The 13,063-nt window shown below is 65.3% G+C and carries 12 protein-coding genes; 1 reads left to right on the forward strand and 11 read right to left on the reverse strand.

Annotation, left to right across the window (positions count from 1 at the left end; genetic code table 11):
• From MWN76_RS16100 to ccmA, 9 genes are all read right to left on the reverse strand, one after another.
• Nucleotides 1–3,491, reverse strand: a 3,491-nt coding sequence (locus MWN76_RS16100) for a DUF6531 domain-containing protein (protein ID WP_250463089.1), incomplete at its 3' end; no start/stop codon positions are given.
• 406 nt (nt 3,492–3,897) lie between these two features.
• Nucleotides 3,898–4,491, reverse strand: a complete 594-nt coding sequence (locus tag MWN76_RS16105; RefSeq protein ID WP_250463092.1) for an IMPACT family protein — start codon at nt 4,489–4,491, stop codon at nt 3,898–3,900.
• Nucleotides 4,454–5,038: a DsbE family thiol:disulfide interchange protein gene (locus MWN76_RS16110; protein WP_250463095.1), complete on the reverse strand. Its 585-nt coding sequence runs from the start codon at nt 5,036–5,038 to the stop codon at nt 4,454–4,456. The genes MWN76_RS16105 and MWN76_RS16110 overlap by 38 nt, the downstream gene beginning before the upstream one ends.
• A 20-nt stretch (nt 5,039–5,058) precedes the next feature.
• On the reverse strand, nt 5,059–7,044 hold the full coding sequence (locus MWN76_RS16115; RefSeq protein WP_250463098.1) for a heme lyase CcmF/NrfE family subunit: 1,986 nt from the start codon (nt 7,042–7,044) through the stop codon (nt 5,059–5,061).
• Nucleotides 7,041–7,490, reverse strand: a complete 450-nt coding sequence (gene ccmE, locus MWN76_RS16120) for a cytochrome c maturation protein CcmE (RefSeq protein WP_250463100.1) — start codon at nt 7,488–7,490, stop codon at nt 7,041–7,043. Before ccmE ends, MWN76_RS16115 begins: the two co-directional genes overlap by 4 nt.
• A gap of 73 nt (nt 7,491–7,563) precedes the next feature.
• A complete protein-coding gene (gene ccmD / locus MWN76_RS16125; protein ID WP_250463103.1) occupies nt 7,564–7,782 on the reverse strand; it encodes a heme exporter protein CcmD in 219 nt (72 codons plus the stop codon).
• A gap of 12 nt (nt 7,783–7,794) precedes the next feature.
• Nucleotides 7,795–8,553 carry a heme ABC transporter permease gene (locus MWN76_RS16130; protein ID WP_250463105.1) on the reverse strand — a complete coding sequence of 253 codons (759 nt, stop codon included), beginning with the start codon at nt 8,551–8,553 and terminating at the stop codon, nt 7,795–7,797.
• A 13-nt stretch (nt 8,554–8,566) separates the two neighbouring features.
• Nucleotides 8,567–9,265, reverse strand: coding sequence for a heme exporter protein CcmB (gene ccmB / locus MWN76_RS16135; protein WP_250463108.1), 699 nt, complete (start codon nt 9,263–9,265; stop codon nt 8,567–8,569).
• The gene (ccmA, locus tag MWN76_RS16140; RefSeq protein WP_250463111.1) at nt 9,252–9,926 is read right to left on the reverse strand and encodes a cytochrome c biogenesis heme-transporting ATPase CcmA; all 675 of its coding nucleotides are present in this window, start codon (nt 9,924–9,926) and stop codon (nt 9,252–9,254) included. The genes ccmB and ccmA overlap by 14 nt, the downstream gene beginning before the upstream one ends.
• Before the next feature lie 195 nt (nt 9,927–10,121).
• Between ccmA and MWN76_RS16145 the strand changes: the two genes are divergently transcribed.
• Nucleotides 10,122–10,817: a 2OG-Fe(II) oxygenase family protein gene (locus tag MWN76_RS16145; RefSeq protein ID WP_250463114.1), complete on the forward strand. Its 696-nt coding sequence runs from the start codon at nt 10,122–10,124 to the stop codon at nt 10,815–10,817.
• Nucleotides 10,818–10,861: 44 nt separating this feature from the next.
• On the opposite strand, the gene MWN76_RS16150 is transcribed toward MWN76_RS16145, so the two are convergent.
• Nucleotides 10,862–12,619 carry an ATP-binding SpoIIE family protein phosphatase gene (locus tag MWN76_RS16150; RefSeq protein WP_250463117.1) on the reverse strand — a complete coding sequence of 586 codons (1,758 nt, stop codon included), beginning with the start codon at nt 12,617–12,619 and terminating at the stop codon, nt 10,862–10,864.
• Nucleotides 12,619–12,963, reverse strand: coding sequence for an STAS domain-containing protein (locus MWN76_RS16155; RefSeq protein WP_250463119.1), 345 nt, complete (start codon nt 12,961–12,963; stop codon nt 12,619–12,621). The genes MWN76_RS16150 and MWN76_RS16155 overlap by 1 nt, the downstream gene beginning before the upstream one ends.
• Between the last annotated feature and the right edge of the window lie 100 nt (nt 12,964–13,063).

Here is a 13,063-nt window from a genome sequence, read left to right on the forward strand (position 1 = left end):
CGGTAGCCGCGTTCCAGCAGCGGGTTTTCCACCGGACCGTCGGCCTTGCCCAGGCGCACCTTGTGCAGACGGCCCTGGGGATCGTAGTCCCGTTCGCTGGCGAGGCCGTTGCCGTGCTGGCGGCGGATCTCGCGGCCCAGGTCGTCGTGGTCGAGTACGGTCAGCAGTTCGTCGGTGTCGCCGTCGGCCGCGCGGCGGTGCAGGCTGTCGAACTGGTTGGCGAGGTTGTAGCCAAAGCTGAGTACCTCGCCGTCCGGCAACCTGCTGGTGGTACGCCGGCCGGCGGCATCGTAGCGGTGCCGCATCTCCGCCCCACCCTGCCAGTCGCCGATCACGCGGCCGCCGGCATCGTATTCCCAGCGCAGTTTGCGGTGGGCGTTTTCCGCTTCCAGCAGTTGGCCGGCGCGATTGTAGCGGAAACTGGTGACGCCGTCCGGGGTGGTTTCCTGCAGCAGGCGGCCGAAGGGATCGCGCTCGAAAACGGTGTCGATTCCCCTGCCGCTGTCGGGATCGGTCACAGCGCGGCTGCTGACCAGGTGGCCGGCGTTGTTGTAGGCATAGCGGGTGGTGCGGCCATCGAAGCCCACTTCCTCCACCAGGCGCTCGCTCAGGTCGTACTTCAACTGGTAGCGCTCGCCGTTCTCGTTGGTGAGGCCGACCAGGTTGCGCTCGCCGTCGTAGTGGTACTGCAGGCGGCTGCCGTCGGGGTTGGTGCGCGCCCGGACCTGGCTGAGGCCGTCGTATTCGTAGCGGGTGCTGCGCTCCTCGGCGTCGACGATCTCCGCCACCAGGCCCTGGGCGTTGTAGCGGTACTGCGTGCGGGCGCCGTCGGGGCTGATTACCGCGCTGATGCGATCCTGGCGGTCGTACTCGTAGCGGGTGCTCTGCCCCGGGCCGTGCTGCACTTCGGCCAGGCGCTGTGCCACATCGTAGCGGTAGTGCCGCGACCGGCCCATGGCGTCGTGCACGGCCGCCAGCCGCCCCTGGGGATTCCACAGGTAGCGGGTGGTGTTGCCGAGGGGATCGGTCACGCTGCCCACCAGGCCGAGCGGGTTGTAGCTGTACTCGGTGGTATTGCCGAGCGGGTCGGTGCTGGCGGTGACCTGGCCACCGGCGTTGTAGCGGCGCTGCCAGGACTGGCCGGCGGCATTGGTGATTTTCTGCGGAAGCCCCTGATCGTTGTAGTCGATGTAGTGCCGGCCACCGCCCAGGTCGGTTTTGCCGATCAGGCGCCCGCCGCTGTCGTACTCGTAGTGCTCCACGCGCGGAACACCGTTCTCTGTCGGCAACTGGACGTCGGTCAGCTGGCCGAGCTCGTTGTAGGTGTAGAGGGTCTCGCCGCCCTCCGCGTCGCGGTGGTAGATCGGCAGTGCGCGCTCGTTGAAGCGGTAGCGCTCCCGGCCGCCGCGGGTGTCGGTGACGGTGACGCCCCTGCCGTCGTCATCCCATTCAAACTGGTAGCTGTAGGTGGGCTGGCCGTCGATCGGGTCGCCCCACTGGCGCAGGCAGCGGGCGCCGGGGCCCTCCGCATCCCACTCGAAATGGAAGCTGTAGCCGCTCTTCAGTGTGCGCTGCGCAATCAGGTGGCCGCTGTAGCGATACTGCTCGCTGTGGCCGTCGGCATCGGTGGCGTGTACCAGGTCGCCTTCATCGCTGTATTCGTAGGTGGCGAGGGTCGAGATCTGTCCGTCTGCAGTTTCTTTCTTCAGCTCGCCGATACGGCCGTTGACCGGCTTGATATGCAGTGCCTCGCCGAGACTGCTCTCAACGCAGATCAGGTCCCGCCCGACGTAGTGGAAACGGTAGAAATTGCCGTAGCCGTCGCGGATTTCCGACAGCGCCAGGATGCCGTCACCGGCCTCCAGGGCACGGAAATGTTTCTGCATCCCCTCCGGCGCGCCGTAGGGGGAAACGATCCAGTGGCCCTTGCCGGCGCGGGTCAGGCTCAACTGCTCCACCACATTGTGGCTGCGGCCGCTGCCGCCCGGCGCCGGCAGGGAGATGACACGGCCCTCGGCGTCGTGGAGCTGCAGCGGCTGCTTATCGCCGCGCCATTCCAGCCGCTCGCCCAGGGTGTGGGTCCAGCCGTAACCGAAGCCGAAATCCTTGTGGTTACTGCTGCGGTAGGTGCGCGCCATCGTCAATGGCAGTGGGCCGTCCAGTACCGCGTCGACCAGCGTCAGGCGCTCCTCGCCGGTCTTCAGGTTGATCGGCTCACCGCCCTCACAGGCGTTGGCGTTGCACTGGCTGCTGTCGCCATTCTGGTTGGTACCGGTGGCGCTGCCGGTCCTGTCCGGTTCGTCGGTCGTTGCCGGTTCGACCGCGCTGTCAGGGCCGGAGCCGGACTGACTGCCGCCATTGGTGCCACTGCCGCCCGACCGGGCGGGCGCCGGCTGGCTGCCGGAATTCGCGGGCGCCTCGGCCTCCACGGTTTCCAGGTCGGAAAAGCTGGTGCCGTCGGTCTGCGCGCCGGCATTGCGGCGCAATGCCTGCCGCTGTCGCTGCTTGCCGGCAAATTCGAGCATCAGCTCGCCGATGCCGCGGAAGCGGCCCAGCAGGCGCGCATTCTTTGCCATGGCGCCGGCGGCGCCAACACCGCCGGTGGCAGCGGCCAGCACAATCGTCAGGACAATTTCGAAGGCGCCGGCGCCGGCAAACTCGGCGATCTCCAGGCTGTGCTGGGCATCGACATAATCCCGGGCAAACTGCGTGATGGCGCTGCGCAACGCCGTGTCTTCGCAGACAAGCTCGGCGACGTCGTAGGCCTGCTGCAGCTGGGCGAAGGTGATATCGGTGGGATCGAATCCCAGCACATCCACGACCTCTTTCCAGAGGTTGCCGTGGTTCTCGCGCAGGGATTCCTCGACGCTCTTGCCGTGCACATAGTAATCGGTGGCGGCCGACGCCATCTGGAAACTCTGCCGCAGTGGGCTGACGAGCGCCGCCACCTCGGCGACATCCTTGGCCCACAGCGCCAGCCCCCATACCTGCTGGCCGAAACCGGTGGCGTAGCGGCCCACGTAGGCACCCACTTTTTCCAGCGGGTTGCGCTGCTCGTGCTCCGTCTGGATACGCGCGGCTTCGGCCCGCTCCTCGGCGATGATCCGCTGCAGGCCCATACGGATTTTCATCCGCAGTACCGATTGGCCATCCGCCAGCTCCGCGGCGGACAGGGGGCTCTCCTCGATGGTCAGGCGGTTGTGCAGCAGCGCCAGGTAGATTTCCTTGTGCCGGTCCGGGAGAAGGCCGGGCGCGTCCAGATAGGGGCCAGACAGAATACCCGGACTGCTGGCGGCAGTGTCGAGAAGCAGCGACCTGGGCACCGTATTCTCGACACCGAAAAACTGCTCGTAGATCCTGTCGAGCGCCCGGTCATCAAAAGATGACAGCAACTGGAGCGCGGCCCGGTTGCGGGTAATTCCGTCATCGTAAGACCAACCGCGGCTCACCCGGTAGCGAATGCCCGCCCGGCTCTCAACAATCAATTGCATCGACAATCCCTTATTCCAATCTGCGGCACTGTGCGCGAGCAGCCCCAATCACAGCCGGTTATTCTGACAAGGCAGAAGAAAAAATATCGGTTTCAACAAATTATCGCACTGATAAAAAACCGTTCCGCCGCTATAAAAAAACGATTTTTTTTGAATAACAGGAAGATTGAAACTGCAGTGTCATCACACCTCTCTGGGCGACAGGGAGATTACCCGATTTCGACTCCGGGCAACAGGCGGGCGCATTACACGGAAGTACAGTATCGGCTGGGAATCAACCGGGCGGGGGTGCGAGCGCGCGCTTGCGGAAACAAAACCGACAGCGATCGCCTCAGCTTCGAGTTGAGCCTGCTGGCCACACCGACATGGCAATTACCAGGAGATGCGGGATTTTGCCTACAGGCACTTACTCCCGGATTGCAAAGCCCTCGGCCAACAGCTGCGCTTTCAGCGCGGGCCACTGGCTGCGGGGCAACTCCAGCGCCATGCTGACCCGCTCGCTGTAGTCGGCCGCGCCACAGACACCTCTGTGCTGGGTGGCGAGATAGCGCAGGCGGGATTCGCCGGCGAAGTCGCAGGTGATCCGGACTCGAACCAGGGGCACAAAAGGCTCCTGTTCCACCGACTGCAGCGCGCCCCCCACGGCGCCGCGGTAGGCGCGCATCAGGCCGCCGACACCCAGCTTGGTGCCACCGAAATAGCGGCTGACGACCGCGCCGACATTGCCGATTTCCCGCTTCAGCAACAACTCCAGCATCGGCCGGCCGGCACTGCCACCGGGCTCGCCGTCGTCGTCGGATTGCATGGTGTCGGGATTGGCCGGGTTGCCGATAATCAGCGCGGTGCAGTGGTGGCTGGCATCCGGGTATTGCGCGCGCATCGAATTCAGCGCGCGCTGGAAAGCCGCTTTATCCTGTACCGGCCCCAGCCAGCAGATAAAGCGGCTCTTCTTTTCCTCGATTTCACTGACAACGGGAGAGCAGGGAATCCGATAACTCACCGGCAAACTCGTCCCAGTGCTGTTGTTGCAGTTTCCGGTAGAGCGGCTGCAGCTTGGTCTGCCAGATGCGGTCGCCCACCACGCCCACGTGCTTGCAGCGGATGGTGCCGTCGGCATCGACAAGAAAGGTTTCCGGCGCGCCGAACACACCCAGGTCCAGTGCCAGGCGCCCTTCCCGGTCGGCGATACTGAACAGGTAGGGGTTGTGGAATTTCTGTAGCCATTTCTGCGCCTCGGCGTCGTCGTCCTTCAGGTTGACGCCCACGATGGGCACGCCCTGCTCCGCCAGTTGGTTCAGGTAGGGATGCTCCACCCGGCAGGCGATACACCAGGTGGCCCAGACATTCAGCAGCAGCGGCTTGTCCGGCAGATCCGCCCTGCTCAGCAGGCGCTCGCTGTCGGCCACATTCGGCAGGGAGAACGCCGGCACCGGCTTGTTCAGCAACGCCGACGGCATTTCTTGCGGGTCCAGTGACAGGCCGCGCCAGAACAGCAGCGCCAGCGCGGCAAAAATGATCAGCGGCAGAAACAGTTTCAATCTGGCCATGGTCGAAAACTCCCTACTTCTCAGGCACTGGCGGGTACGGCGCCAGGCACCGGGCTGCGCGCGGTGCCGACTTTGCGATAGCGCTTGTCCGCCACCGCGATACCGCCGCCGACGGCCATCAGCAGCGCGCCCAGCCAGATCCAGACCACGAACGCCTTGTACTGCAGGCGCACGGCCCAATCGCCATTGGGATTGGTCTCGTCCAGCGGCTCGCCCAGGGCGACATAGAGATCGCGGAACAGGCCGGAATCGATCGCCGCCTCGGTCATGGTGTTGCCGCCGGAGAAATAGTTGCGTTTCTGCGGGTGCAGCTCGGCGACTTCGCGGCCATTGCGGGAGACAAACAGTACACCCTCGGAAGCGCGGAAGTTCGGTCCCTGGGCGATGCGCACGCCGTCGAAACGGAATTCATAGCCGGCCACCGAATGGGAGCTGCCCGGGGACATGCGCAGATCCTTCTCCACGGTGTAGACGCTGGTCAGCGTCACCCCCAGCACCGTCACCGCCAGGCCGATATGGGCCAGGTGCATACCGTAGTAGCTGGCGCGCTGGCGCTTCAGGCCGGCGAGAAAAGACGGCGCATTGCGGCTCCGGGCGAAGATATCGGCCAGGCTCGAGGCGGTCACCCAGAGCCCCACAAACAGGCCCAACGCCGCGCCCCAGTGGAACTCTCCCAGCGCAAAGGGCAGCGCCAGTGCGCCGAGCACCGCCACCGCGAATGGCAGTTGCCAGGCTTTCAGCAACCGGTCCCAGCGGCTGTCTTTCCAGTTGGCGTGGATACCGAGCCCCAGCAACAGCGCCAGCGCGGCCATCAGCGGCACAAAGAACAGGTTGAAAAACGGCGGGCCGACACTGATCTTGCCCCAGTTTAGCGCGTCCGCCAGCAGCGGATAGAGGGTACCGGTCAGCACCACCGCCATCGTCAGCACCAGCAGGAGATTGTTGCCCAGCAGGAAGGTCTCGCGGGAGCGGAAGGAAAACACACTGCCGGCACTGACCGCCGGCGCGCGCAGCGCGAACAGCAGCAGCGACAGGCCCACGACGATCGCCAGGAACGCCAGGATAAAGCTACCGCGCAGCGGGTCCGTGGCGAAGGCGTGCACCGATGTCAGCACGCCGGAACGGACCAGGAAGGTACCCAGCAGGCTGAGGCTGAAGGCGAAGATCGCCAGCAGGATGGTCCAGCTCTTGAACAGGCCGCGCTTCTCGGTAACCGCCAGTGAATGCAGCAGCGCCGTCCCCACCAGCCATGGCATGAAGGAGGCGTTCTCGACCGGATCCCAGAACCACCAGCCGCCCCAGCCCAGTTCGTAGTACGCCCACCAACTGCCCAGTGCGATACCGAGGCCCAGGAAGGCCCAGGCCACCGCAGTCCAGGGCCGCGCCCAGCGGGCCCAGGCGGCGTCCAGCTGGCCGCCCAGCAGCGCGGCAATGGCAAACGCAAAGGCCACAGAGAAACCCACATAGCCCATATACAGCAGCGGCGGGTGGATGATCATACCCGGATCCTGCAGCAGCGGATTCAGGTCGCTGCCGTCCATCGGCGGGAATGGCAGGGTGCGGTCAAACGGGTTCGATGTCAGCAGGATGAAGAGGAAGAATCCCACCAGCACAAAGCCCAGCACCGACAGCACCCTCGCCACCAGTTCGTCCGGTAACTGGCGGCTGAACACCGCCACCGCCGCCGCCCAGCCGGCCTGGATCAGCAGCCACAGCAGGATCGAACCCTCGTGGCCGCCCCAGACGGCGGTAATCTTGTAGTGCAGCGGCAGGATGCTGTTGGAGTTCTGCGCCACATAATTGACGGTAAAGTCGCTCTGTACGAAGGCGACCGTCAGGCAGAGAAAGGCGATGGCGGTGAATACCAGCACCCCCAGTGCCAGCGGCCGCCCCGCCGCCATCCACAGCGGGCGCGCGCTATAGCTACCGGCCATGGGCAGCACCGCCAGCGCGATGGACAGCAGCAGGCCGACGATCAGGGCGAAGTGGCCGAATTCCGGTGTCATGTTTTGGCTCCGTTGCCACAACTGGCGTTGGCGCCCATGGACTCGGCCACTTCGGGCGGCGTGTAGTTTTCGTCGTGCTTGGCCAGCACCTGGTCAGCGCGCACGGTGCCGTCGCGCTGCAGGGTGCCGGTCACTACCGCGGCCTCGCCCTCGGCGAACAGGTCCGGCAGTATCTTGTCGAACACCACTTCCACATTCGCGTCGCCGTCGGTGATGGCGAAGCGCACATCCAGGGTATCACCGGCGCGCACCACACTGCCCGGCACCACGCAGCCGCCGGCGCGGATATGCTGCCCGAACGGCACCTCGCCGGCGGCGAAGGCGCTGGGGGCGTAGAAGTAGTTCATGTTGTTGCGCATCGCGTAGGTCACAAAACCCACCGCCGCACTGGACAGCGCGACCAGGACGATCACCAGGATCAGGCGTTGTTTGCGTACTGGGTGCATTGTTGTCGTTTTGCTCCGGAAAAATTCGATCGGCGGGCCCCGACTCCCGAGGGAAGAGAGGCGCAGTCGTATACTATGCGGGTTCGGCCACCCGTTTCTTTTCGGCGGACTGCCGCCGCTGCCGGATCCGCTCCTGGCGTTTCAGCTCCGCCTGCAGCTGGCGACGGCGCCATACCGGCTGTAGCACCAGCGCGGCCATCGCCACCAGCGTCACACCGTAGGCGATCCAGACATAGGGACCGTGGCCCTCCATCGCCAGGAACTCGGCCAGACCGGCAAACTGGAATTCCATCGTCCCGCCCCCTTATTTCCCCGCCGCCAGCGGCTCGCCGCGCAGCGCCTGCTGCGCCCAACTGGTGCGCCACTCGCGCTGCAACACCAGGTTGCGCGTGTGCAGCAGCAGCGTCCAGGCGTAGAAACAGTAGAAACCGATAATCATCGTCAGCAGCGGGTAGAACATGCTGGCATCGATACTGCTGGACTCGGTCAGCTTGATGGTGGCCGGCTGGTGCAGGGTGAACCACCAATCCACGGATTTGTAGATAATGGGGATATTCACCGTGCCCACCAGGGCCAGGACCGCGCAGGCCTTGTCGGCAACCTGCTCGCGGACAAAGGCACGGGACAGCGCGATCACACCGATATACAGGAACAGCAGTATCAACATCGAGGTAATACGGGCATCCCAGACCCAGTAGGTGCCCCAGGTGGGCTTGCCCCAGACGGCACCGGTCAACAGCGAGATGAAGGTCAGCACCGCGCCGATGGGCGCCGCCGCGCGCATGACCAGGTAGGAGAGTTTCATTTTCCAGATCAGGCCGATGGCACCGCTGATGGCCATGATGTAGTAGCCGGCCAGGGCGAGAAAGGCGGCCGGTACATGGATGTAGATGATCCGGTAGCTGTTGCCCTGCTTGGAATCCTGCGGGGCAAAACCCAGGCCCCAGACGGCGCCCAGCACCAGCAACAGCACACTGGCCAGCGCCAGCCACGGCAGCCACGCGCCGGTGTTCTGGTAGAACCAGCGGGGCGAACCCAAGCGGTGAAACCATTGCCAGGCCAAGAGGAAACCTCCGTCAAGAATCGGTGCTGATGCGGATCGCACCCGCAGCAGCGAGCGGTGCCAGCGCCGCGGCCGCTGCCAGCAGCGCGGCGAGTACCGCTAGTTGTACGTGATAGGCGTAGCCGTCGAGGGCCGCCTGCACCGCTCCGGTGCCGAAGATTAACACGGGCACATACAGCGGCATAACAATCAGTGCCATCAGCAGGCCGGCCCGGCGCAGGGAGACCGTCAGTGCCGCGCCCACGGCGCCGATCAGGCTCAGGCAGCCGGACCCCAGCAGCAGGGACACAAACAGGCACAAATACCCCCCGGCGGGCAGGTTCAGCATCAGCGCCAGCAGTGGCGACAGCAGTGCCAGCGGCAGGCCGGTCACCAGCCAGTGCACCGCCACCTTGGCCAGCACCGCGAAATAGAGCGGCTGTGGCGACAGCGTCAATTGTTCCAGGGAGCCGTCCTCGAAATCGCTGCGGAACAGGCTCTCCTGGGACAGCATGGTCGCCAGCAATGCCACCACCCAGATCATGCCCGGCGCCATCCGCGCCAGCAGCTCCGGCTCCGGCCCCACCCCCAGCGGCAGCAGCGCCAGCACGGTGACGAAAAACAGCAGCGGGTTGGCGATATCCGCACCGCGGCGCAGGGCCAGCAACAGCTCCACCCGCAGCAACGCGGAAAATCCGGGGCCTGCGGTGGCCGGTCGATCAACTGAAGACACTGGCACCTCCGACCCAGGCATCGGCGGGGGCAACCGCGTGGTCCGACAGGTTCAACCGGCGCAATTGCGCCAGCGCCAGCGGCTGGTGGGAGGTCAGCAGGATACTGCCGCCGCCGTCCAGATGGGCCGCCATACGCGCTTCCAGTGCGGCCACACCGGCCGTGTCCAGCGCTGCCAGCGGCTCGTCGAGCACCCACAGCGGCGCGGCGTACGGCAGGTACAGGCGCGCCAACGCCACGCGGCGGTTCTGGCCGGCGGAGAGTTGCTGGCAGAGGCTGTCCTCGAAACCGAACAGGTCCACCTGCTCCAGGGCCCACAGGGCATCGTCTTCCGCGGCGCCGTACCAGGCCAGGTTCTCCAACGGTGTCAGGCCGCGGCGCACGCCCGCCTGGTGGCCGATATAGAGCAGCGATTCGCGCAGCGCCGGCAGTGCCCGGGACAGCGGCTCGCCGTTCCAGAGGATCTCGCCGGCGAAATCAGCGGCGCTGCCGATCAGGGTCCGCAGCAGCGTGGTCTTGCCGGCGCCGTTGGCACCTTCGAGCTGCAGTGCTGCGCCAGCGCCCAGCTCGAAAGACAGGCCCGCAAACAGCCGCCGCCCGTCCCGTTCACAGGACAGGTCGCGCACGGATAACCGGTGTCGGGATGTCGCGGGTTCAGACATGGTGCCGGCGGGCCACTGTTGATGAAAAACTGACCGGCATTATACCGGGACTGGCGGGAATTGCATTGGCCATGCCCCCCGCCTCTGTTATCTTGGCGCCATTCATAGACCCCGGTCGGCGCACCGGCATCTCCAGTTCGCCGACTCCGGTGTGCTTTCCCGACTCCCCGAACCATGAACAAGGACCGCGCAACCATGACAACTGCCACTGCCGATGCCACCAACTGGCTGCGAACCGACACGCCGGCGTATCGGGAAGCGCTGGTCCGCTCTGAGCCATTCTCATTTATGGTCGCCGAGGGCATGCTGCCCCGGGATATCATGCCGGCACTGCTGGAGGACTTCCCGCAGCTCAGGGGCGCGGGCTACCTTCCCTACGAAACCGATCAGTGCGGGGATTCGATCAACGCCCTGATCGACCGCCTGGTGGCGCCGGAATTTGCCAATGCCCTGGGGGACAACCTGGGCATCGACAACATGGCCCAGTACCCCACCTACGTCTCCATTTCCCGCTCGCTGAAAAAGCGCCACGGCAATATCCACACCGACGGCAAATCCAAGATCGCCACGGCACTGCTCTACCTGAATGGCGACTGGGCCGAGACCGGCAGCGGCTGCCTGCGCTTCCTGAACCGGATCGACGACTACGAGGACACCGTGGTGCCGGAGATTCCGCCGGTGTACGGCACCCTGGTAGCCTTCAAGCGTGCGGAAAACTCCTTTCACGGCCACCTGCCGTTCCAGGGCGAGCGCCGCGTGATCCAAGTCGCCTGGCTGGTCAGCGCCGAGGACAAGGCGCGCAAATCCAAGCGCGGCCGCCTGTCCTACAAACTGAAGAAGCTGCAGAACTGGCTCAAGGGCAAGTCCGACACCGCGGCTACGGAGCGATGATCGGAACCGAAAATTTCCCGGCGGCGCCGTAAACCCGGCCCGGATCAGATCGCCAGCTCGCGCTGGCGGCGCGAGCGCCTGGCCACCTGGCCCCAGTCGAGCACTGCGCGCACGCGACTGCTGCCCGGCTGCAATTGCAACTTGCGGCAGATGGCCCGCAACAGCGGCAGGCCGCGCCCGGAGTAGGCGGTGCCCCGGTCGCCACTGCCGATGTCCTCCGGCAGCCCCGGACCACTATCCTCGACAATCACTTCCAGCAAGCCCTTCCCGCCGCGATCGCGGCATCGCAGCGCGATGCGGATCCAGCCCCCGGTCAATTGGCGCCGGCCGCAGTCTAGCTGGCGGTAGTATTCGGCAAAACCGCGGTCCGTGCGCTTGAGGGCACTGTCCAGGCGCAGCAACCCATGCTCGAGCGCGTTGCGGAAAAGCTCCCCGAGCACGATGGTCAGGGGATCCTGGAATTTTGCCGCGCCCGGCACCTGCGCCAGCACGCTGTGCAGCAACGGCAGCGGGTCGGCATCGCGCAACTCCTCCGGCCCCAGGGTGAAATTGATCGACCACTCACCGAGGCGGCCGATTTCCAGGGTCGGCTCCGCGCCCATCTCAATGCCGGTCACCGGACCGGACGGCACCTCGGCCAGGGCCACCTCCACCAGCGACAGATCGTCGTGTTGCTCCGCACTGAAACGATTGACCGCGGCCAGGATATGCTCGAACCGGCCGCCCTCCTCCACCGGCACCGCCATGGCCTCCAGCAGGCGCACCTCGCCGAACATCTCGCCCTCCAGGTTGCGCGCCTCGTGAATGCCGTCACTCCACAAATACAGATGGTCCCCCGCATCCAGCGGAAACTGCACCACGGCCTCCTCGAACTGCCCCTCCGCCAGCACCCCCAGGGGCAGGTGACGGGATTCCAGCAGCCGCAGGCTGCCGGAGCCATGGCGCAGGCAGGCACTGGGCATACCGCCGTTGAACAGGCGGCCGCAATGCTTGTGCGGGTCCAGCTCCAACATCGCGGCGCAGCAGAACATATTCGCCGGCAGCACCCGGTGCAGCTTGGCGTTCAGTTCGCGCAGGATATGGCAGAGGGAAAACCCCTTGGGCACCATGGAGTAGAAAATGGAGGTCAGTGGCACCGCGCCCACCGCCGCGGCCAGGCCGTGCCCGGTGAAATCCCCCAGCAGCAGCATCAGCTTGCCGCCGGGGGCATAGGCGGCCGCCAGGACATCCCCGTTGAGTACCGCCCGCGGCGACAGGTGATAGCGGATGGCGCGGGTCTGGTCGAGACAGCTCTCCTGCCCCATATTGCTGAAAATCTGCCGCGCACTGGCCTGCTCGTGGAGCAGATCCGCATGGTGCCGGCGCATGCGGTTGCGCTGCGCCACCAGTGAGCGGTTGAAGTCGCAAAAGCGCTGCAGGGCGGCGAGCTTCAACTGCACCAGGTTGGGGTTATAGGGTTTGATCAGTATGTCGTCGCAACCGGTCTGCAGGCAGGCGGACCCCAGGGTTTCGCGCTCGGATTTCACGAACAGGATGGGTACCGGTTCCAGGCCCGCCTTCGCACGTATCCGCTGCAGCTCCTCCCGGGTGACCCAGGGCGTGGCCGCGGGGCCGTATATCACCAGGTCCGGCAGCAGTTGCGGGTAATTGTCCAGGGCCCTGCGGGTATCGGACACCAGGCGGGCATCGATCGCGTAAATCCCCTGGCCGCTGCGCGCACACTGCTCCAGCAGGCCGCGCAGGCGCGCGGCCTCGCCGGAATCGGCCTCGATGATCAGTACCCGGAATGGGGCAGGAGACATCAACGCAGGGTGAAGATTTTGTCGAAATTGGAGACCAGCAGGATATTTTCCACATGGTCACTGGCATTGAACAACTCGACCTGGCGCTGCCCGACGTCGTCCTCGTCACCGAGGCAGTGGTCGCGCAACAGCAGCAGCATACCCAGCGCGGCGCTGTCGAGGTGGAGTGTTTCGGAGAGGTCGATTCGGTAGTGCCTGGGGGCCGGGGAGAGATTCTGGTAGGCGCGCTGGAAGTCGCGGTGCAGGTTGAAATCGAAATTCCCACACACGCGAATGGTCAGCGCATCCCCCCCTTCCGACAATTCGGAGCTGACCCTGGCTCCAGACCGAACTGAGACTGCCATTGCGAAATTCCTTTTCTTGCTGGGGTCTCTAACAGCCGCGGGGTAGCGGCCACCTGCCGCAACAGGCCGATATGGACGCTGGCGAAGCACTGTGCCGGCC

It is taken from the genome of Microbulbifer litoralis (assembly GCF_023634065.1).
Taxonomy (GTDB): domain Bacteria; phylum Pseudomonadota; class Gammaproteobacteria; order Pseudomonadales; family Cellvibrionaceae; genus Microbulbifer; species Microbulbifer litoralis.